Annotated in this window: 17 protein-coding genes; 2 read left to right on the forward strand and 15 right to left on the reverse strand. The window is 67.9% G+C overall.

Translation table 11 applies throughout. The annotated features are described in order from the left end of the window. Positions 1-7: 7 nt before the first annotated feature. From ABD866_RS15495 to ABD866_RS15510, 5 genes are read right to left on the reverse strand one after another with little or no spacing between them, the layout of a single operon-like run. Complete coding sequence (locus ABD866_RS15495; RefSeq protein WP_345067193.1) at positions 8-1,573, reverse strand: cryptochrome/photolyase family protein; 1,566 nt, start codon at positions 1,571-1,573, stop codon at positions 8-10. Then, positions 1,570-2,871 (reverse strand): DASH family cryptochrome, encoded by a 1,302-nt coding sequence (locus tag ABD866_RS15500; RefSeq protein WP_425549601.1) that lies wholly within the window; start codon positions 2,869-2,871, stop codon positions 1,570-1,572. Before ABD866_RS15500 ends, ABD866_RS15495 begins: the two co-directional genes overlap by 4 nt. Then, the gene (locus ABD866_RS16350) at positions 2,868-3,023 is read right to left on the reverse strand and encodes a DUF2256 domain-containing protein (protein WP_425549603.1); all 156 of its coding nucleotides are present in this window, start codon (positions 3,021-3,023) and stop codon (positions 2,868-2,870) included. Before ABD866_RS16350 ends, ABD866_RS15500 begins: the two co-directional genes overlap by 4 nt. Positions 3,024-3,039: 16 nt before the next feature. Next, the gene (locus tag ABD866_RS15505; protein ID WP_345067199.1) at positions 3,040-4,041 is read right to left on the reverse strand and encodes an NAD(P)/FAD-dependent oxidoreductase; all 1,002 of its coding nucleotides are present in this window, start codon (positions 4,039-4,041) and stop codon (positions 3,040-3,042) included. Further along, on the reverse strand, positions 4,038-4,610 hold the full coding sequence (locus ABD866_RS15510; protein WP_345067201.1) for a lipocalin family protein: 573 nt from the start codon (positions 4,608-4,610) through the stop codon (positions 4,038-4,040). The genes ABD866_RS15505 and ABD866_RS15510 overlap by 4 nt, the downstream gene beginning before the upstream one ends. A gap of 280 nt (positions 4,611-4,890) precedes the next feature. Between ABD866_RS15510 and ABD866_RS15515 the strand changes: the two genes are divergently transcribed. Then, positions 4,891-6,036: an ABC transporter substrate-binding protein gene (locus ABD866_RS15515; protein WP_345067204.1), complete on the forward strand. Its 1,146-nt coding sequence runs from the start codon at positions 4,891-4,893 to the stop codon at positions 6,034-6,036. A 10-nt stretch (positions 6,037-6,046) separates the two neighbouring features. On the opposite strand, the gene ABD866_RS15520 is transcribed toward ABD866_RS15515, so the two are convergent. The 10 genes from ABD866_RS15520 to ABD866_RS15565 form a co-directional block, all read right to left on the reverse strand. Next, positions 6,047-6,928, reverse strand: coding sequence for an alpha/beta fold hydrolase (locus ABD866_RS15520; RefSeq protein ID WP_345067207.1), 882 nt, complete (start codon positions 6,926-6,928; stop codon positions 6,047-6,049). A 39-nt stretch (positions 6,929-6,967) separates the two neighbouring features. Then, positions 6,968-8,152 (reverse strand): ABC transporter substrate-binding protein, encoded by a 1,185-nt coding sequence (locus ABD866_RS15525; RefSeq protein WP_345067210.1) that lies wholly within the window; start codon positions 8,150-8,152, stop codon positions 6,968-6,970. Further along, complete coding sequence (locus ABD866_RS15530; RefSeq protein ID WP_345067393.1) at positions 8,139-10,220, reverse strand: 3-hydroxybutyrate oligomer hydrolase family protein; 2,082 nt, start codon at positions 10,218-10,220, stop codon at positions 8,139-8,141. Before ABD866_RS15530 ends, ABD866_RS15525 begins: the two co-directional genes overlap by 14 nt. A gap of 191 nt (positions 10,221-10,411) precedes the next feature. Continuing rightward, on the reverse strand, positions 10,412-11,488 hold the full coding sequence (locus tag ABD866_RS15535; protein ID WP_345067213.1) for a branched-chain amino acid ABC transporter permease: 1,077 nt from the start codon (positions 11,486-11,488) through the stop codon (positions 10,412-10,414). A 15-nt stretch (positions 11,489-11,503) separates the two neighbouring features. After that, positions 11,504-12,490: a branched-chain amino acid ABC transporter permease gene (locus tag ABD866_RS15540; protein WP_345067216.1), complete on the reverse strand. Its 987-nt coding sequence runs from the start codon at positions 12,488-12,490 to the stop codon at positions 11,504-11,506. 100 nt (positions 12,491-12,590) lie between these two features. Beyond that, the gene (locus ABD866_RS15545) at positions 12,591-13,325 is read right to left on the reverse strand and encodes an ABC transporter ATP-binding protein (protein WP_345067218.1); all 735 of its coding nucleotides are present in this window, start codon (positions 13,323-13,325) and stop codon (positions 12,591-12,593) included. Further along, entirely contained in the window at positions 13,322-14,104 is a 783-nt protein-coding gene (locus tag ABD866_RS15550) for an ABC transporter ATP-binding protein (RefSeq protein WP_345067221.1), read from the reverse strand. Before ABD866_RS15550 ends, ABD866_RS15545 begins: the two co-directional genes overlap by 4 nt. An 88-nt stretch (positions 14,105-14,192) precedes the next feature. Next, a complete protein-coding gene (locus ABD866_RS15555; protein ID WP_345067223.1) occupies positions 14,193-15,668 on the reverse strand; it encodes an extracellular catalytic domain type 2 short-chain-length polyhydroxyalkanoate depolymerase in 1,476 nt (491 codons plus the stop codon). A 158-nt stretch (positions 15,669-15,826) separates the two neighbouring features. Further along, positions 15,827-17,011, reverse strand: a complete 1,185-nt coding sequence (locus ABD866_RS15560) for a substrate-binding domain-containing protein (RefSeq protein WP_345067226.1) — start codon at positions 17,009-17,011, stop codon at positions 15,827-15,829. A 149-nt stretch (positions 17,012-17,160) separates the two neighbouring features. Continuing rightward, on the reverse strand, positions 17,161-18,666 hold the full coding sequence (locus ABD866_RS15565; protein ID WP_345067230.1) for a sigma-54 interaction domain-containing protein: 1,506 nt from the start codon (positions 18,664-18,666) through the stop codon (positions 17,161-17,163). Positions 18,667-18,755: 89 nt separating this feature from the next. On the opposite strand from ABD866_RS15565, the gene ABD866_RS15570 reads away from it, so the two are divergent. Then, positions 18,756-19,487 (forward strand): hypothetical protein, encoded by a 732-nt coding sequence (locus ABD866_RS15570; RefSeq protein ID WP_345067232.1) that lies wholly within the window; start codon positions 18,756-18,758, stop codon positions 19,485-19,487. Positions 19,488-19,693: the final 206 nt, after the last annotated feature.

Genomic DNA, 19,693 nt, shown 5'->3' on the forward strand with positions numbered 1-19,693 from the left:
CCTTCCGTCAGAGCGCATCCAACTGAGCACGCACCTGGGCCGCGCGCTCCCGCACAGCGTCCAGCTCGGCGCCCCGCATGCGGTCCAATTGGCGGTACACCAGCGCCACACGCGCATTGCGGCCCAGGCGGGCTTCGTGCCGTGCAAAAAAATCCCAATACAGCGCGTTGAAGGGACATGCCCCCTCGCCCGTACGGGCCTTGCGGTCATAGGCGCAGCCCTTGCAGTAATCGCTCATGCGGTCGATGTACGCCGCGCTGCTGACATAGGGCTTGGTGGCCAGCAGTCCGCCGTCGGCAAACTGGCTCATGCCCAGCGTGTTGGGCAACTCCACCCACTCAAAGGCATCGATGTACACGCCCAAGTACCAACGGTGCACGGCCTGGGGGCTGAGCCCTGCCAGCAGCGCAAAGTTGCCGATCACCATCAGCCGCTGGATGTGGTGGGCATAGGCGTTCTGCAGCGAAGCGCCCACGCATTCCGACAGGCAGCGCATGCGTGTGCGGCCGGTCCAGAACCAGTCGGGCAAGGGCTGGTTATGGCCCAGGGCGTTGCGCTCGTCGTAGCCAGGCATCTGCGCCCAGTAAATGCCACGCACGTACTCGCGCCATCCGAGGATCTGCCGGATGAAGCCTTCGGCCGCCGCCAGCGGCACCTGGCCGTCACGCCAGGCCTGCTCGGCCGCCGCGATCACCTCGCGCGGGTGCAGCAGCTTGATGTTGAGCGCAAACGACAACAGCGAATGGAACAGCCTCTGCGCCTGGCTGTGCATGGCATCCTCAAAGCGCCCGAAGTGGGGCAGGCGTCGCTGCACGAAATCGTGCAGGCCCTCCAGCGCTTCACCGCGTGTGAGCGGCCAGCGCAAGGTCTCGGCATTGGGGCTGCCGAAAGTCTTGACGCCCGCAGCCTCGATGGTGGCCCAGAGCGCCCGAAGGTCGTGCACCGGGCGGTTGTCGGGCAGCTCTGGCGGGTCGCCGCGCCAAGGCTCACGGTTGTCGTGGTCGTAGTTCCACTGCCCGCCAGCGGGCGTGTCCGCACTGTCCATCAGCACGCCGTAGCGGCGGCGCATCTGACGATAGAAGTGTTCCATCAGCCACTGCCGACGCTGCGCAAAAGTGCGCGCCACGTCGTCGCGCGCACACAGAAAGTGCTCGCTGTCCACCATGTTGAAGCGTCCGCCCGTACGCCGCGCCCAGTCAGCGCCCCAGGTCCGCAGCGCTTCGTCGAGGCGCCACTCATCAGGTGCAATGGTTTCAATGCAGGCGGCGCCGTAGTGCGAGGCCAGTGCTTCCAGGTTGGCGTCGATGCGCTGCCGGTTGCTGGGATCATCGATGGTCACGTAGCGGACACGGTGCCCTGCATCGCGAAGGGTCTGTGCAAACGCACGCATCGCCGCAAAGATGGCCAGCACCTTCTGCGCATGGTGCAGCACGTAGTCCGTCTCCTGGCGGACTTCCATCAGCGTGTACACCACCCCGGTATCCGGTTGCGCAAACCATGAATGTCCGATGTGCAGCTGATCGCCCAGCACCAGCCGCAGGGTGTGGACCGGGGTGGTGGTCTGTGCCGTCATGCGGTGCCCCACAGCGCCCGGTAGCGGCCGTCCGGGTCGTAATCGGCCGCCTGCTTGGCCGGATTGAAACGGCGCCCGCCCCGCGGGTCGGTGCCTCGGCCCGCAATGTAGAGCCAGTTGCCCTGGTTGCTGTAGACGTCGTAGTCGATCAATTGCGACTCGTACCACGCCGCGCCAGCACGCCAGTCGCCTTCCAGCTCATGCAGCCAGAAGCTGGCGGCCACCTGGCGCAGCCGGTTGCTCAGGTAGCCGGTGGCACGCAACTCGCGCATGGCAGCGTCCACCAGGGGCTCTCCGGTGCGGCCCTCGCACCAGCGCTGCAGGTGGCGCACATGGCCGCGGGCCATGGGCTGCGCACTCAGCCCCTGCTCACGGTACAGCGCGCGACCGTGCTGCAGGTGCAGCCAACGGAAATAATCACGCCACAAAAGCTCGACCGTAATCCAGGCTGTACCCTCATTGGCCCCATGGGCCTGCTCAAACGCTGTGAGCCGCGCCTGCGCCTCGCGCACCGAAAGCGCTCCGCTCGCCAGCCACGGGGACCACTTGGTCGAGTAATCCAGGCCCTGCAATCCGTTGCGTGTTGCTTTATAGGTGAGGGCCAGTCTGCGGTCCAGGTAGCGCTGCACGAAGGCCAGGGCCGCAGGCTCGCCACCGTGGCATTGTGACGCGGTGTACGGGAAGGAACTGGCCTGCGGCAGCACGGGCGGCTGCGCCGCCGGCGCCGGCGCAAACGCCTGGGCAGCCAGGCGAACGGAGGCCATATCACCCGGCAGCGCGGGCGCTTGCGAGAGCACAGGAAGCGGCTGCGCCGGCCGCACACGCTGGCGCTCGAGCTGCTGGCGAAAGCTGCTGAAAACGGGGGGCAACCGGCGCACACCAAACGGCAGGGCCGCCGGTTCAAACAGGGTGGACTGCCAGCGGGGTTGCACGCGCAAGCCTGATGCGCGCAAGGCGTCGATCTCGGCCTCTTCCTCCGGGGCGCCAATGGCTTCACAGTGCACCAGCGACGTGCCAGCGGCCTGCGCGAGCGCTGGCAGCACCTGCGCTGCTGGCCCCTGGCAGACCAGAAGGTCGCTGCCCATGGCACGCAGCTGCTCTGCGAGCGCGGCCACAGCCTGCTCCCACCAGACTCGCCGGTGCACGCCCACACGCTCAAAGCCCCAGGCTGTGAGGCTGCGCGGCGGCAGGCACACCACGGGCAGCAGCGCGGATGAAGCCGCCGCTGCGGCCCGCAACGCCGGGGCGTCGTGCAGGCGCAAGTCGTTGCGGAACCAGTACAGCGCCGTACCGCTCATGCAGAGCCTCCGGTCTTCGCCGGGCCAGCGCTGCGGCAGCGGTCCGAGCAGTAACGCACCTGCTCCCAGTCGCGCTCCCACTTCTTGCGCCAGGCAAACGGGCGGCTGCAGTGCTGGCACAGTTTGTGGGGCAGTTCGGACTTCTTGCGCATGCGCACGGCAGGCTCCTCAAGCGCCGGACGCGGCCGCAGCGAGCAAGGCCGACGCCAGCGAGCGACCACTGCGCCAGGCCCCTTCCACCTTGCCGCCCGCAAGCCAGTCGCCGCATATTCCAAGGCCCGCGGCTGCATCCCAGCCATGGCCGCAATCGAGCGGGACTTCGGTGTCTGCATAGCGCCACCGGTGCGCCGTCCAGGCATCAGGCTCCGGAGCCCCCAGCGCGGCAAACGCCTCGATCAAGGCCGCGGCCGCTGTCTCAGGAGCATCCTCGATGTGCGCCTCGCTCCACTCTGGGCTTGCATGCAGAAGCCAGGTTTCCGGCCCGGCACGGCCCGGCTTGGTGGTGTCGCGGGCCACCCAGCGCAGCGGGCCAGCGTTGACAAAAGCCGCATCGACCGGCAGCGCCAAGGGGGTGCCGTACTGCAGCATCAGGGCCCAGCAACCACGCATACGGGCGCTTTCGGCCAACGCGGCCAACGCGGGCGCCACAGGCGCACACAAGACTTTGGCCTGGGGCGCAGGCATGGCCAGGACCACGTAGTCGAAGCGCTCGGCCAACAGCCCGTGCTCCAGCGTATCGAGCGCCCACCGATCACCGTCCCGATGCAGAGCGCGCACCGTGGTGCTTGTCTGCACAGGATGCACCAGCTGTTGGGCGAGCCACCCGGCTGGGGCCGTCATGCGGGGCGTGCCCACAAAGCGGTCCAGGGCCGTGCTGGGAGAGCGCCATTGCGTGCCGTCCCAGCTGGCAATGCGGGGGCTCCACAAGGCGGCCACACCGGCCTGCTGCCAGCGTTCGACCTCGGCGCGAAAACCCAGGTCCCGCGCGGTGAAATACTGGGCTCCGTGGTCGCACTGCCAACCGTCGCCGCGCCGGGTGCTCATGCGGCCTGACGGTCCACGGCTCTTGTCAAACACCCGTACCGACCAACCACCGGCCTCCGCGGCACTGGCACAGGCCAAGCCCGACAGACCAGCGCCCACCACCGCTACGCTGCGCTGTGCACTCATGGCAATACCTCCCGCTGGTGGGACACCCAAATCAGCTGATCCACTGCAAAGCCTGCCTGGCGGGCCTGTCCGACAAGGCGCTCGCGCACGGCGGGATCGATCTGCCGGTCTCGCGCCAGAATCCACAGGTAATCACGATCCGGCCCGGACACCAGTGCCCAGCGGTAGTCGGTGTCCAGTGCGATCACGTGGTAGCCGCCATAGAACGGGCCAAAAAACGACACCTTGAGCGAAGCCGTGCCCGGATCGCCTTGGAACACGGCACGGCCGCGCGCCTCCTTCCACTGGTTGCTGCGCGTGTCCCAGCCGCGGTTGATGACTTCCACGCTGCCATCCGGCTGCGCCCGGTACTGTGCCGTGACATCGGTCAGGCCGCGTTCAAAACGGTGGTCCAGCCGGGCAATTTCGAACCAGCGCCCCTCGTAACGGGCGAGCTCAAATCCTTTCACAGGCGTGAGCCCTGCGGGCAGCCCGGTGGCACATCCGGCCAGCAACACGGCCGCAGCCAGCAGCACGCACCAGCGCAGAAGCACGGCGACGGGCGATGTCTTGGGCAGAAAAGGGGTCATGCGGCGGTGGGCCCGATCGGTCGATCCAAGCCCAGTAGTTTTGTCTTGGACAAATGTAGCGCATCCCTTTCCAACCGGGCGCCCGCGCCCCCAAAGCCAGTGCAAAGCGCCCAGGCAATGCGCCGCGGTGTGCGGCCTGCGGCCTGGGTAGTCGCCCAGGCGACGAGAGGCCCGGCGCTGCCGGTGTTTCCCCGCACACACCTGGTGAGGCCCCCCCTCCATACTGCTGCGCAACACCGCAGGACTGCAAAGACCCTGCCCAACATGCCCAGGAGACACCATGCATCCCAACGTCCAGACTGTCCGCACCACCCGCCGCCAGGCCCTTGCCTGGGCATCGGCCACCACGCTGGCCGCGCCGTGGGCCGCACAGGCGCAGCAGGCCGACACCTGGCGCATTGGTCAAACGGCTGCGCTCACAGGGCCACTGGCCTTTCCGTTTGTCGAGATGAACAAGGGGATTGCCGCGGCGTTTGCAGAAGCCAATGAACGCGGCGGGGTGGAGGGCCGACGCCTCGAGTTCCTCAGCCTGGACGACGGTGGCGACCCCACGAAGGCCACCGAAAACGCCAAACGCCTGGTCGAGCAGGAGCGCGCGTTCGCACTGCTGGCCTGCGGCGGTACCACCAGTGTGATGGGCGCACTGCCAGTTGTAGCCGCTGCCCGCATTCCGCTGATCGCGCCGGCCACTGGCTCAGACGCCCTGCGCCCGTTCAACCCGCTGGTGTTCCATGCCCGCGCCAGCTATGCGCAGGAATTGAACAAGATCGTGCAGCACCTGAGCACCACGGGTGCCACGCGCTGCGCCGTCGCCTACTTCGACAACCCCTTCGGCAAAGCCACGCTGGCGGCTTTTGAGGCCGCGGCCAAGCAGCACAACAACACCCAGTGGCGCCCGTTTCTAGTGGCAGAGACGGCCGACGGCCTGAAGAAGGCGGTCGACGAGATCGCGGCCTACCAGCCCAACTCGATGGTGTCGCTCTGCGTCGGCGCCATGGGTATTCCCTTCTACCAGCAGCTGCGCCAGCGGGTGAAGGCGCCACCGTTCTCCATCTCGTTCCTGGGCACGCGCCCCCTGCTGGCCGCACTGGGCGAGGCCGCCACGGGCATCACGGTGGCCCAAGTGGTGCCCAACCCCGATGCGGTTGCCATTCCGCTGGTCAAGGCTTACCAGGCAGCGCTCAAGCGCGTGGACGGTGCGCAGCCCAACTACTCGTCGCTGGAGGGCTACATCAGCGGCCGCTTGATGATCGAGGGCCTGCGCCGTGCAGGCCGCACCGCCACGCGCGAGAAGCTGGTGGAGGCCCTGCACACCATGCGCCCCTTCGAGATGGGCGGGTTCGACCTGCGCTACGGGCCGCAGGACCACAACGGCACCGACTTCGTGGAACTGACCTACTTCAACGGCGAACGTTTCCGCCGCTGATCTGCCGGGCTCACACGGGGCTCAGCGCCTCGGCGCGGGCCAGCAGCCCGTCCACCAGCGCGTAGTGCGCGGGCACGTTCAAGGCCGGGGCATGTCCGCAGCCCGGCACCTCCACCACCTCCAGCAGGCCCCGCGCCCCAGGGCCGCGCCCTTGCATGGCGGCGGTGGTCTCGGGCAGCACGAGGTCGGACTCTGCGCCCCGCAAGCACAGCACCGGAATGTCGAGCGCGTCGTAGTGCTCCCAGATGAGATAGTCGTTTGCATGGTGCGTGAACTGCTGCACCATGGCCGGGTCGTAGTGCGGCGTGACGCGTCCGTCGGGCAGGCGGCGCGTGGAAGTTTCCGTGAGGCGACGCCATTGCGCGTCGCTCAGCCACCCGTAGGGCGCGTACACCTGCCGGAAAAACGCCTCCAGCTCCTGCACCGTGTCAAACGCTGGCGGCTGGCCTGCGTAGGCTTTGATGCGTTCGATGGCCGCCTGCGCCAGCTGCGGGGCGTTGTCGTTGAGCAGCAGGCTGCGGATGCGACCACGCAGCCCGGGTTCGAACAGGCCAGATGCACACACGGTGCCGATCGCACCGCCCATGGACGTGCCCACCCAGTGCGCCGACGCAATGCCCAGTTGCGCAAACAGGTCTGCAGCCAGGCGTGCGTAAAAGCGCAACTGGTACTCAGCCACGGGATCTCGCGACCACTGGCTCAGACCCCGGCCCAGCGTATCGGGGCAAATGACGCGGTAACGCGGCGCCAGGTGGGCGGCCAGCTCGTCCATGTCGCGCCCGGTACGCGCCAGGCCGTGCCAGGCGATCACCACCGGGGCATCGGGCGCGCCCCATTCGGTGCAATGGATCTCGTAGCCAGCGCAGGTGACGTATCGGGACTGGGGCGACATGGTGAAGGCCTTCAATGAAAAAACTTGTGGGAGCAACGGCTACTTCATGAGCCGGCCGTTGCTCCCGATCACGGTGACCTCGACGTAACGAGCACCGATGCGGTTCCGGGGGGAGTAGCTGACGTTGACGCCGCCAAGGTCGTAGGACTGCATGGATTCGAGCGCTCGCAGCAAGCGTGCCCGGGTTGCGTTGGGGCCGGCGCGGCGCAGGCCTTCGACCAAGACCTTTGCGCCCAGAAATTGCTCAAAACTCGTGTAGTTGACCTCGGCCTCGGGCGCGTGCTTGCGCAGCAGGGTCTGGTACTCGCGCACCACGGGCAGCAGCGGCCGGTAGGGGTATGGCACCACCTGGCTGATGCCCAGGCCGTGCGCGTGGCGCAGGCCGGCCAGGCGCACCAGCTCGGCCGGATCGACCACCGAGATGTTGTAGAGCCGCGCCGCGCCGCCCTGTTCGCGGTAGCGCTGGATGAAGGCCGCCGCCGGGCGGTTCACCGCAATCATGATGACCGCGTGCACCTCCACAGCGCGGATGGCCCGCACCGCGTCGTCCACGGCGTCGGTGTTGCGCTCGTAGGGTGCGGCCACCACCAGAGGCAGCTTGCGGCGCAGCAGCGCCGCGCGCACGCCTTCGAGCCCGGCCTGGCCAAAACCGTCGTTCTGGTAGAGCACTGCCACGCGGTGCATGCCCAGGGTGGTGAGCTGCTGCACCATGTGCTCGGTCTCGTCCGAGTAGCCCGCGCGCACATGGAAGATCCAGGGGTTGAACGGGCTGCGCAGCGACTCGCCACCCGTGTACGGCGCCACCAGCGGCGCCCCACCCTGCTCCAGCACGCCGTCGTTCAGCAACTGCGTGATGTTGGCCGTACCGGCAAAGCCGAACAGCGCCACCACCTCGGGCTGGGCGAGCAACGCCCGCGTATGGCGCGCGGTCTCGTCCACCTTGTAGCCATCGTCCAGCACCACGGTGCGCAGCGGGCTGCCATGCAGCCCCCCCTGGGCGTTGACTTCGTCAAACCACAGCTTGCCGCCCAGCACCATCTGCGTGCCGGTGGAGGCCAGCACACCCGACAGCGGCGCGACCTGGCCGATCACCACCTCGGAGCGCGCCGGGTTGGCACGCACCGGCCAGGCCGAGGCGGCCAGTGCACCCACCGCCCCCAGCGCCAGACTGCGCCGGCGCAGGCCGGAAGTTGCGCTCTGCGTGGCCGCTTCAGTCCGGCACATGGATGGCTCCAGCGCTCAGCGCAATCGCATCGCTCGCAGCCGGGCGTGCGGCCAGCGCGGGCAGTTGCTCGGGACGCAGCGCCGGGGCGCTGCCCGGCGTGCCGCCACGAGGCGTGGTACGCACCACCTGGCTGGGCGGCAGCGGCGTGCCTTCTGTCAGGTGCGCGTACACGGCATCGAGCGCGCGGTTCAGGTACACATGCAGCGGGATATAGCGCGTGTCGTAGCCGGGCAGCACCGTGGGCAGGCCGATGAAGCTGTCGAAGTGCTGGGCGTTGGTCACTTCTACATAGCTCAGACGGCTGCCGGCCCCCTCGACCTGGCGGTTGAGCGCGGCATACGGGCGCGAGGTGTGGTTCACGGGCAGCAGTGCGTCGGCCCGGCCGTGCACGATGACCGTCGGCTTCCCGCGCAGGTGGCCGTTGCGGCGGGTTTCGTCCACCCCGGCCTGCAGGCGGCGGGCGGCAGCGTCACTGCCCGTGACCAGATTGCGCAGGCACAGCGCTCCGGCCGTGTTCCAGTCGGCCAGGCCCGTGTCGGCCGAGACCGAGAACACATCGCGCACCGCCCCGCCCTTGCCCAGGTTGTTGATGAGCTGCACGCCCCCGGCCGGCGGCACGCCGTTGCCCGTGGCGGCCATGCCGGCCAGCGCGGCGGGTGCGAGCGCGGTCACCGTGCCGGCCGCAGTGGTGGCGGCGTAGCTGAAGCCGCAGAGGTGGTCCTTCACGCTGGCGCGCGACAGCGCATTGGCAAAGGTCACGGCCACCGCGGGCGCGACCTCAAAGGCGGCCAGCGAGGCATGCAGTGCATCGGACTCAGGCTCCCAGCCCAGCGCGCGCAGGCGGGCCAGGGCCTCTTCGGCCTGGACCGCCGTGGTGCTGGCCGTGAGCAGGCCCGCCGCACGCAGGCTGGCGCAGCGGTTGGGCGCAATCGGCAGCGCCGGGCTGGCAAAGCCCGCGGCAAAGGCGGCCGCAAACGGCGTGCTGGCCACCGAGGGCGCGAGCGCCGCGCAGGCCTGGTACAGGTTGGCCTGCGTGGTGTAGTCGATCAGCGTACGGGCCGACAGCGGCACCTCGGCACCGCCGCGGCGCACGCTCAGGCCCGCATTGGCGGGCAGTTGCACAGCGGGCTCGGACACGGCCACGCCGCTGATCAGGCCTTGCGTGTCTTGCTCGGCCGCCGCAATGGCCGCGCCGCCGCCGTTGGAGATGCTGGACGCGATCACGATGGTGTTCGACGGATTCAGCGTGCGCAGGCGGCGCGTGCCGCTGCTGTCGGGCGCGCCATAGCGCTGGTTGAGCACGTAGTAGGCAAACTCCACGGCCTGCAGCGTGGAGCGGCCCCAGTCCTTCTCGACGTTCTGGCCCGAATGCGCGTGCTTGAAGGCAAAGCGCTGCGGCGTGGCGGTGTTGAAGGCCTGGCGCTCGGCCTCGGACAGACCCGCATTGAAGGCCGCACGCGCGCCGGCCGCCGTGGCCGTGGTGCGGGTGCCGTCGATCAGCGGCACTGTGTCGTTGGCCAGGTCGTGCGGGGCCGCGCCCGTGCCCTTGTCGGTGTAAGCCACGGAGCAGCCGCGCTTGAGGCCCCACTCACCCGTGGAGATGCCGCCGTACACGCCGCGCGAGCCCGACGAGGTGGCCGTGATCACGCACGCACGCTGCGGGTTGAAGCTGGCCGGCACCTGCACCATGAGCGTGACGTTGCGCCGGCCTGTGCCGTCGTCGGCATAGGCCAGGTATTCGGTGCCGGCGATCTTGCCCTCACCGCCCGTCGGGCGGCCCTGTGCGTCCACCTGCGGGCCATAGAACACCCCATAGCCCCCGGCGGGTGTCATGTCGAGCATGGCGCGGTAGTTGGTATGGATGGCCAGACGTCGCAACTCGGCCGCCGTGGGCTTGAGCGGGTCGGCAAAGGCCGGGGCCACGGGCGATGCGAGGCCGCTCGCGCCCAGGCCTGCGGTGAGCAGGTCGTTGGTGTTGCCGTCGTAGGCCGTTTCCAGAATGTCGCCCAGGTAGCCAGGCCGCTCGCTGATCGCTTCAGAGTTGCCCGATCCGCCGCAGCCGGCCATGAGCGCGGTCAGGGCCGCGGCCAGCGCCACGGGCAGGCGACGTAGGCGTGGGGCGTGCCCAGGGGATGAAATCGCTGGCATGTGCTTGTCTCCTCGGTGTGTGTTGTGGGTCTGGGATGCACGTGAAACGGTGCGCTCCGCCCGGCCCCGCGCCGCAAGTGCGGCGGGCCTGCCCGGCGGTGCGGCGACGGTCAGCCCCCTGCGCGGCGCAGGGCTGCCGTACGCAGGCGCCCGACGACGCCCGTGGGGAAGTAATAGACCGAGAGCACGAACAGCAGGCCGAGCCAGAGCAGCCAGCGGTCGGGCGACAACAGGGCCGACAGCCAGGGCAGCGCGGCCGTGGCCTCGTGGCCCAGGCGCAGCAGGTCTTGCAGGTAGCTTTGCGCCACCAGGAACAGCACCGCACCAATGGCCGAGCCATAGATGGTGCCCATGCCGCCGATCACGACGATGAGCAGGCAGTCCATCATGATCTCGAACGAGAGCGAGGTGTCGGGCCCGTTGTAGCGCAGCCAGAGCGCGAGCATGGCCCCGGCCATGCAGGCGAACAGCGCCGACAGCACGCTGGAGATGGTGCGGTACACCACCACGCGGTAGCCGATGGCCTCGGCGCGGAACTCGTTTTCGCGGATGGCCTGCAGCACACGGCCGAAAGGCGAGTTCACGATGCGCAGCAGCGCCAGCACCAGCCCCACGGCCACCACGAACAGCAGGTAGTAGCACAGCAGCCGCCCGTCGATGGTCACGCCCAGGAAGGGCTCCTCAAAAGGCTCGAAGCTCGGCGAGAGGAGTTCGGGCACCTTGAAGGTCAGTCCGTCTTCACCGCCCGTGATGTCGGAGAGTTGCGAGGCCAGCGTCTGGAAGGCCGCGGCCACGGCCAGCGTGATCATGGCGAAGAAGATGGCCCGCACGCGCAGCGAGAACAGCCCCACCGCCAGCGACAGCAACAACGACAGCAGCAGGGCCCCGGCCAGGCCCACGGCCAGCGCGCTCCAGGTGGGGCCCATGCGCGTGGTGGCAATCGCAATGCCGTAGGCCCCAATGCCAAAGAACATGGTGTGCGCAAAGCTCACGATGCCGGTGTAGCCCAGAAGCAGGTCGAAGCTGGCCACCAGCACCACGAACACCAGCACCTTGGCCGCCACCGACAGCGGCTTGACGCCTGGGAACAGGAAGGGCGCGAGCGCCAGCCCCAGGAACAGGACGATGAGGATGGCGGCCAGCGGCTTGCTGCGCGGATAGTCGCCCGAGAGAAGTCGATTGAGCATGGATTCCTCCGCGGGTCAACGGTTCGCCACCGGGTACACGCCCTGCGGGCGCCACAGCAGCACCGCCACCATCAGCGCGATGTTGGAGAACAGCGCCACCTTGGGCGCAAGAAAGCCGGTGTAGTTGGCCATCAGGCCCACCAGCAGCGCGCCAATGAGCGCGCCGCCCGTGCTGCCCAGGCCGCCGATGATGATCACGATGAAGATCAGCACATTGACCTGCGCGCCCATCTGCGGCACCACGTTCTGCTGGTACAGGCCCCACATCACGCCGCCCAGGCCGGCCAGCGCCGAGCCCGCCACGAACACGCCCACAAACAGGCGGCGGATGCGGTAGCCCAGGCTTTCCACCATCTCGCGGTCTTGCACGCCAGCGCGGATCAGCAGGCCCACCTTGGTGCGCGACAGCGTCCAGGCCAGCAGGCCGAACACCACCAGGCCCACGGCCACGGCCACGAGGCGGTACTTTTCGATGGCCGCATCGCCCACCAGCAGCGAGCCGCGCATGCCCTCGGGCAGCGGCAGCGGGATCTGCTGCGGGCCCCAGATGACCTTGATCAGCTCCTCGCCGATGATCATCCCGCCCATGGTGATGAGGATCTGCTTGAGGTGCTGGCCGTACACCGGCCGCACGATGAAGCGCTCGAACGCCAGGCCCAGCGCACCGGCCACCAGCATGGCGACCACCATGGCCGGCACCACGGCCATGAGGTTGCGCCACAGGTCGCCGCTGCCGGTGTAGTCGCCCATCGCGCCGAGCACGCTGGTGGCCACGAAGGCACCCAGCGCAATGAACACGCCGTGGCCGAAGTTCAGCACGTCCATGAGGCCGAACACCAGCGTGAGGCCCGAGGCGATGATGAAGATGATCATGCCCATGGCCAGGCCCGCCACGGTGAGCGTGAGCCAGGTGCTGGGCGAGCCCACCAGCGGCAGCACCAGCACCGCCAGCAGCGGCACCAGCAGCAGCGGCTTCCAGTCCAGGTCTTTCAACGGATTCATGCGAGTCCTCCGGCAATCCGGTCGATTGCTATTCTTTTGATAGCTGCTCGTGCCTGATTGATAAGCACGAACACCCGATTTGGCTTGAAGGTGCGGCGCATCACAGCGACAGCCCCAGCAGCGACTGCTGCAACGCCTCGTCGGCCGCCAGGTCGGCCATGCGGCCGGCGTGCACCACGCGGCCGTTGTCCATCACGGCCACCGCATCGCCCAGGCGCTTGGCAAAGTGGATGTTCTGCTCGACCAGCAGGATGGTCACGCCGCTCTGCTTGAGCTGGTCGAACGCATCGATCATGTTGTTGATGATCGCGGGGGCCAGGCCCTTGCTGGGTTCGTCCACGATCAGCAGCTCGCGCGGCTCCACGATCGCGCGGCTGACGGCCAGCATCTGCTTTTGCCCACCGCTGAGCTTGCCGGCCGGGTGGTTCCAGAACTTCTGCACCGCCGGGAACAGGCCAAAAATCCATTGCAGCCGCGCTTCGTCCATCTGCGCGGCGCTGCGCGCCTGGCGGGCGGCCAGCAGCATGTTTTCCCTCACCGTCAGGTCCGCAAAGATGCCCATGTTCTCGGGCACATAGGCGATGTTCAGGCCTGCGATCTGCGGTGTGTGCAGGCGCGTGATGTCGCGGCCCGCAAAGTGGATGCTGCCCTGCGAGGCCTGCCACAGGCCCATGATGGTGCGCAGCGTGGTCGTCTTGCCCGCGCCATTGCGGCCCAGCAGCATGGTGAGCTGCCCCTTGGGCACGGCCAGGTCCACACCGTGCAGGATGTGGTACGCCCCGATGTGCGTGTGCACACCCTTGAGTTCGAGCAGGTGGGGGGTTGCGGCGCTCATGCGGCCTCCTTCTCTGCGTCTTTGGAGACGCCCAGGTACGCCTCCTGCACCACGGGCGATGCGATCACCTCGGCCGGCGGGCCGTCGGCCACCAGCGTGCCGTTGGTCAGCACGATGATGCGGTCGGCCAGTTCTCGCACCACGTCCATCTTGTGCTCCACCAGCAGGATGATCTTGGTCTTGTCTTTCTTCAGCTCGCGGATCAGGTTCAGGATCACGGGCGCCTCGTCGTGGCTCATGCCGGCCGTGGGCTCGTCGAACATGTAGACCTGCGGCTCCAGGGCCATGAGCAGCGCGACTTCGAGCTTGCGCTGGTCGCCGTGCGGCAGGCTGGCCACGGGCGTGTCGCGCCGCTCCTGCATGGCCACGCTGCGCAGGATGGATTCGGCGCGCTCGGTGAGCTGCCGGTGGTCGCTCCAGACGCTCCAGAGGTTCAGCCCCCGGCGGTGCCCGCCGCCCCGCGTGGCCTGCACGGCCAGGCGCACGTTTTCCAGCACGCTCAGATTGGGAAACAGGTTGGTGAGCTGGAACGCGCGGCCCAGCCCCGCGTGCGTACGGGCCGACACCGACAGCGAGGTGAGCTCGCGCCCGCCCAGCGTGACCGAGCCCGCGGTGGCCCGCAGCTGCCCCGAGATGAGGTTGAAGTACGTGGTCTTGCCCGCGCCGTTCGGGCCCACGATGGCGGTCAGCGTGCCCGGCTCGAAGGAGCAGGTCACGGCATTGACCGCCACGTGGCCGCCGAAGCGGATGGTCAAGTCCTTGGTGGCCAAGGTGCTCATGGGTGCTGGTTCTCTTTCTGGGTCATGGGTCGCATTCAGGGGCTGGGCGGCACGGGGGGCCCCGCAGCGCCGTGGCGCTGCGGGGGCGTCAGGGACACGTGCCGATCACGTAGTAGTTGGGGCCGGTCTGCTTGAGCGTGGTGGTGGCAAACACATTCCACAGGCCCATGTTCTGGTTGGAGCCCTGCGCATACGTGATGCCGTACAGCGCATACGCCCGCCCAGCCAGCGTGTGCGCGTAGTTGCTGGCCGTGGTGCAGGTGCCCGTGCCGCCACTGGCCGCCAGCGTGGTGGCCGACACCGCGCCAGACGCCGCGCCCTCGGCCCCGCTCGCGTCAGCGGCGCGCACCGTCCAGCTGTAGGTGGTGGCGGCCGCGAGGCCGGTGTCGGTGTAGGTGGTGCCGTTCACCGGCAGCGCATTGGCCTTGTTGCCGTTGCGATACACGTTGTAGCTGGCCGCCCCGGCCACGGCATTCCAGCCCAGCGCCATGCTGCTGGCCGTGGCGCCGGATGCGCTCAGGCCCGTAGGTGCGGGCAGCGCCACCGGGTCGGGCGGCGTGGTGCTGCCGCCGCTGACCAGGCGGTCCACCATGGCCTTGATGGCCACCATCTGCGGGCCGCTCTTTTTGGCGTAGTTGGCGCTGTCGTAGCCCCACCAGTCCCAGCAGCTGTTGGTGGCTGCGGTGCTGGTCTGGGGGTACAGCAGCACGATGTTGTTGGTGTCGGCCCAGCGGTTGTAGCCCGTGTTGCGCACGTACTGCTGCTGCACATCGCTCACGTTTTGCTTGCAGCCGTGCAGCACCACATGCAGGCGGCAAGTGGCCGTGCCGCCGGCCTGGCAGGCCTGGGGCACATAGGCCCAGCCCGTACTGGCCATGCCATGGCCGGTGACGAACTGGCTCTGGTTGAATTCGATGAAGTTGCCTGCGGGCAGCGCGGCGTTGTTGCGCGCATTCAAGGGGCCGTACAGGTGCTGCAGCATGGCCCCGGCCAGGTCAAAGTTGCAGTCGCTGATGTAGGGCGCGCCCTTGGTCGAGCAGGTGTTGCCGTAGTCGTCGGTCACCATCGCATGCTCGGCCGCGATGTCCTTTTTGTAGACCACGTTGGCCGCGGGCACGAAGCTGTTGTAGTAGGTGCGCAGGGCGTCCATCACGCCGGGTTTGACCACGCTGTCGAGCGTGCCCGAGAACAGGTACACCTTCGAGTTCTGCAGGTGGGCCACCGGGTCGATGCTGCCCTGGCTGGCCCAGGTGTTGGTGGTGCTCACCAGCGTGCTGGTCGGAATGCCCGCAGGGCTGGCCATGCAGCGGCCTGTGGCATTGACCACCGAGCCCTCGGCGCAGTAGAACGGCCCCCCGGCCACCACGCCCGCGCCCTTGGCAAAGGTGGCCGAATAGGCCACATGCAACTGCACGGCCATGAAGCCGCCCGAGGACAGACCGGATACCGTGGTCTGCGTTTTGTCGATCTTGAGGGCGGGCAGGTTCACTGCGGCCCACGAGGACCCGGATACCAGGGCCCAAGCGGCACTGGCAGCGGCCGCGCGAAGGAAGGCATGTGTCATGGGGTGTGTCTCCAAAGTGTTTTTTGAGAACGAAACCGACCATCCCCCGTGTGCGCCGGGGGTTCCTTGCTCTGTTGAAAAAAAGGGGCGGCCGCCCCTGCGGGATGTACCCCGGCGCGCCGGACTCGCCAGCCGTGCGCCGGGCCACGCCAACCGGATCAGCGCTTGTTGCGGATCGGAATCTGCATCTCTTCCGGCTTGATCTCGCGCACCAGCTCGGGCACGCCCCAGGCGAACGCCGGGTCCACCTTGATCTTGAAGTGGTACATGCTCTGCATGGCCTGGTGGTCTTCCTTGCGGAAGGTCATCGTGCCCTTGGGCGTGTCAAAGCTCATGCCTTCCATGGTGGAGATGAGCTTGTTGGTGTTGGTCTCACCGTTGGTCTTCTTGAGCGCGGTGACCAGCGCCATCGCGGCGCTGAAACCGCCGGCCGTGAAGAAGTCCGGCGGCGTCTTGAACTCCTTGTAGTGCGCGGCCACCAGGGCTTCGTTCACCGGGTTCTTGGGAATGCCGAAGTAGTAGTAGGTCGCGCCTTCCATGCCCGGGAAGTTCTTGTACGCAGCCATGGCGGGCAGGATGTTGCCGCCCGTGGCGATCTCGATGCCATAGCGCTTGAGGTCGAGGTCGGCGATCTTGAACGGGTTGCCCGCGCCAGCCCAGATGATGAAGATGATCTTGCGGCCCGGCTGGTCCTTGAGCTTGTCGATCAGGCGCTGCGCACCGGCGGTGAAGTCAGTGGTGTTGGTGGGCAGGTACTCCTCGTGCACCAGCTTGGCATTCTTGAGTGCGTCCTTGAAGGCCTTCACGCCGTCGCGGCCGAAGGCGTAGTCCTGCGCGAGCGTGGCCACCGTCACGCCGGGCTTGTCGATGGCCACGGCATTGCTGATCGCGTCCTGGCTGCTGTTGCGGCCGGTGCGGAAGATGTACTTGTTCCACTTGTCGCCGGTGATCGCATCGGCCACGGCGGGCTCAACCAGCAGGATCTTTTTGTACTCTTCGGCCACGGGCAGCATGGCCAGGGCCACACCGCTCGACGTCGGGCCCACGGCAATGTCGGCCTTGTCGTCCGAATAAGCGGCGGCCAGCAGGTTCTTGCCCAGGTCGGGCTTGCCCTGGTCGTCTTTTTCGATCACGACCAGCTTCTTGCCGTTGATGGTCATGGTGCCGCCGGTGGCGTAGTTCAGGCCCATCAGCAGGCCGGTCTGGGTCTGCTTGCCATAGGCTTCAAGCGGGCCGGTCTTGCTGTAGATGTGGGCAATGCGGATTTCGCGCGACTGCGCCAAAGCCGATGCCGAGAACACGGTGGCCAGGGCGGCCAGGGCAACCAGGGTGCGACGGTGCATGGGATGTCTCCTGTAGTGATGCACCGAAATTGCACAAGGCGTGCCAGGGAAAAAGTTGTTACTTGACAGTCACTTACAAGACATGCGCGCACTACATGTCTTTTTTTCAGACAGTTCATTTGTCTGATATTCAGACAAATGTCTGAAATCTACACAGGGTTTTCCAGACGTTCGTACAGCGTCGCGCGCGAGATACCCAACTGCCGCGCGGTGGCCAGCTTGTTGCCGCCGTGCGCCTTCAGCGCCGCGGCAATCGCCTTGCGTTCCAGCTCGGCCACTTGCTCGGCCAGCGGGCGCAGCAGGCGCTGCTCGTCGTCGGGCTCGGGGGCATGCACGGCGGCCACAGGCGCAGCCGGCTCCACGCCCGCCTCGCGCAGCACGCGTTCGAGCTGCGCCGCGTCGATGGATTGCGAATCGCTGCGCATCACGGCCTGCTCCAGCACGTTGCGCAGCTCGCGGATATTGCCGCGCCAGGGCTGCCCGGCCAGCAGGGCCAGCGCGTCGGGCAGCAGTTCGGGCGGTGCGGTGCCGCTGCGCAGGGCCAGGTCTTCGCCCAGTGCTTCCACCAGCGCGGGAATGTCGCTGCGCCGCTCGCGCAGCGCAGGCACGCGCACCGGCAGCACATGCAGGCGGTAGAACAGGTCTTCGCGGAACTTGCCCTCGCGCACCAGCCCGGCCAGGTCGCGCGAGGTGGCGGCCACCACGCGGATGTCCACCGGCACCAGCTTGTTCGAACCCAGTGGCTCGATCTCGCCTTCTTGCAGCGCACGCAGCAGCTTGGCCTGCAGGCTCTGCGGCATGTCGCCAATCTCGTCGAGGAACAACGTGCCCCCGTGCGCCAGCTTGAACTTGCCGTCGCGCCCCTTGCGGTCGGCCCCGGTGTAGGCGCCCGGGGCCACGCCAAAGAACTCGGCTTCAAGCAGTGTGTCGGGCACGGCAGCGATGTTCACGCTCACAAACGGCCCGGCCGCGCGGCTCGACGCCGCATGGATCGCATGGGCCAGCAGCTCTTTGCCTGTGCCGGTCTCGCCCAGCAGCAGCACCGGGCTGCTCGACTGCGCCGCGCGCCGGGCCTGGCGCTTGACTTCGGCCGCCGCCGGGCTCGAGCCGATGAAGCTGGCAAAGGTGTACTTGGCGCGGCGCTCGCCATCGCCGCCCAGCGTGCGGCTGCGCTGGCTGGCCAGTTCGCGCCGCGCGTCGTCCAGGTCGCGCTGCAGTCGCGCAAACTTGCTGATCAGCGGCTGCAGCGTCGTTTCAGGGTGGTCGAACAGCACAATGCCGATGGCCCCGATGACCTCGCCCGCCTCGTCGCGCAACGGAATACGGCTCACCACAAAGGTGCCCGCCTTGTTGGTCAGCAGGTCGATCAGCACCGGCTGGCCGGTCTCCAGCACACGGCGCATCTGGGTGTTGGGAATCACCTCCTCCACCGTGCGGCCCACGAACTGGTCCAGCGACGAAAAGCCCAGGTCGGGCAGGAAGCGCTGGTAGCCCTCGTTCACCCAGACGATACGCCCGCCGCGGTCCACCAGGAACATGCCCTGGCTCACGCTCGAAAACAGCTGGAACATGGAGCGCGCGGCCAGCTCCAGGATGCTCTGCCCGTCCAGTGGCAGCGCGGGGCTGGCGCGGTCGGTGGTGTCGGTCAATGGCATGGCGCGATGGTAGCGCGCGGGCCTGCGCACCCGCCACCACCGCGGGCGGGCGGCGTACCATGCGGGCTGGCCTGCTTCCCGTGCACACCATGACGTTGAGACCCCTGCCCTGGCTGTCTGTGGCCCTGCTGCTGGCAGGCTGGTGGTGGGGCGACGCGCTGCCGCCCGTGGCCGACCTGCACCCGGCCGTGCTCACCGAGCCGCAGCAGACCGGCACCCAGCGCGGCCCGTTCCAGGTGCGCGCACAACACATCGACTACAGCGTGACGCCGGTGCAGGACTACGCCATCAGCGGCCTGGTGGTCAGCCGCCACGACACCTCGACCTGGTGGAACTGGATCCACGAGGCCGCTGGCGACCACCTGAACGTGGCCGACCTGTGCATGGTCTGGGGCGCCAATGCGCGCTCGGGTGCGTACGAGCGCATGTCGTTTTCGAGTGGTCAGTTCGTCTGCTACGTGAGCACCCGCGACCCCGAGGCCGCGCGGCCCGACAACCTGCGCGCGCTCTCCAACAACCACCTGCTCACCGACTCCCCGACCGTGGCCCGCCGCCTGCGTGGCTTGCGTGTGGGCGATCAGGTGAGCATCCAGGGCGAGCTGGCCGAGTACCGCCATCGCGCGGGCTTTGACTTCCACCGCGGCACATCGCTGACGCGCGACGACCAGGGCAACGGGGCCTGCGAGACGATTTTTGTGCGCGATGTGCAGGTGCTGCGGAGCGCGCCGCTGTGGCCGCGGATGCTGTGGTGGGCGGGGATGGGCTTGGCGGTGCTGGCGCTGTGGCAGTGGTGGACGCGGCCGCACCGGCGGGAGGATTGAGGCCCGGAACGGCTTTGGGGCTCAATCGGCTGCTCGTGCTTGGGTTCTAAGCACGAGCAGCTATGGAATTCATAGCGTTTGGTTCTATTGGCGGTAGTTGGCCACTGTGCTTGTGCTGTGTTCTGAGGCCGGGATGTGCGCCCGGCGGCGCACCTTCTTTCTTTTGGGTCGCCAAAAGAAAGAAGGCAAAGAAAAGGCGACCCCAC

The organism is Acidovorax lacteus (assembly GCF_039540375.1).
GTDB classification, from domain to species: Bacteria; Pseudomonadota; Gammaproteobacteria; order Burkholderiales; family Burkholderiaceae_C; genus Acidovorax_G; species Acidovorax_G lacteus.

Bases quoted from the DNA above. Each gene is read 5' to 3' on its own strand.
- ABD866_RS15495 (WP_345067193.1), bottom strand. From the start codon at position 1,573: ATGACGGCACAGACCACCACCCCGGTCCACACCCTGCGGCTGGTGCTG.
- ABD866_RS15500 (WP_425549601.1), bottom strand. From the start codon at position 2,871: ATGAGCGGTACGGCGCTGTACTGGTTCCGCAACGACTTGCGCCTGCAC.
- ABD866_RS16350 (WP_425549603.1), bottom strand. From the start codon at position 3,023: ATGCGCAAGAAGTCCGAACTGCCCCACAAACTGTGCCAGCACTGCAGC.
- ABD866_RS15505 (WP_345067199.1), bottom strand. From the start codon at position 4,041: ATGAGTGCACAGCGCAGCGTAGCGGTGGTGGGCGCTGGTCTGTCGGGC.
- ABD866_RS15510 (WP_345067201.1), bottom strand. From the start codon at position 4,610: ATGACCCCTTTTCTGCCCAAGACATCGCCCGTCGCCGTGCTTCTGCGC.
- ABD866_RS15515 (WP_345067204.1), top strand. From the start codon at position 4,891: ATGCATCCCAACGTCCAGACTGTCCGCACCACCCGCCGCCAGGCCCTT.
- ABD866_RS15520 (WP_345067207.1), bottom strand. From the start codon at position 6,928: ATGTCGCCCCAGTCCCGATACGTCACCTGCGCTGGCTACGAGATCCAT.
- ABD866_RS15525 (WP_345067210.1), bottom strand. From the start codon at position 8,152: ATGTGCCGGACTGAAGCGGCCACGCAGAGCGCAACTTCCGGCCTGCGC.
- ABD866_RS15530 (WP_345067393.1), bottom strand. From the start codon at position 10,220: ATGGCCGGCTGCGGCGGATCGGGCAACTCTGAAGCGATCAGCGAGCGG.
- ABD866_RS15535 (WP_345067213.1), bottom strand. From the start codon at position 11,488: ATGCTCAATCGACTTCTCTCGGGCGACTATCCGCGCAGCAAGCCGCTG.
- ABD866_RS15540 (WP_345067216.1), bottom strand. From the start codon at position 12,490: ATGAATCCGTTGAAAGACCTGGACTGGAAGCCGCTGCTGCTGGTGCCG.
- ABD866_RS15545 (WP_345067218.1), bottom strand. From the start codon at position 13,325: ATGAGCGCCGCAACCCCCCACCTGCTCGAACTCAAGGGTGTGCACACG.
- ABD866_RS15550 (WP_345067221.1), bottom strand. From the start codon at position 14,104: ATGAGCACCTTGGCCACCAAGGACTTGACCATCCGCTTCGGCGGCCAC.
- ABD866_RS15555 (WP_345067223.1), bottom strand. From the start codon at position 15,668: ATGACACATGCCTTCCTTCGCGCGGCCGCTGCCAGTGCCGCTTGGGCC.
- ABD866_RS15560 (WP_345067226.1), bottom strand. From the start codon at position 17,011: ATGCACCGTCGCACCCTGGTTGCCCTGGCCGCCCTGGCCACCGTGTTC.
- ABD866_RS15565 (WP_345067230.1), bottom strand. From the start codon at position 18,666: ATGCCATTGACCGACACCACCGACCGCGCCAGCCCCGCGCTGCCACTG.
- ABD866_RS15570 (WP_345067232.1), top strand. From the start codon at position 18,756: ATGACGTTGAGACCCCTGCCCTGGCTGTCTGTGGCCCTGCTGCTGGCA.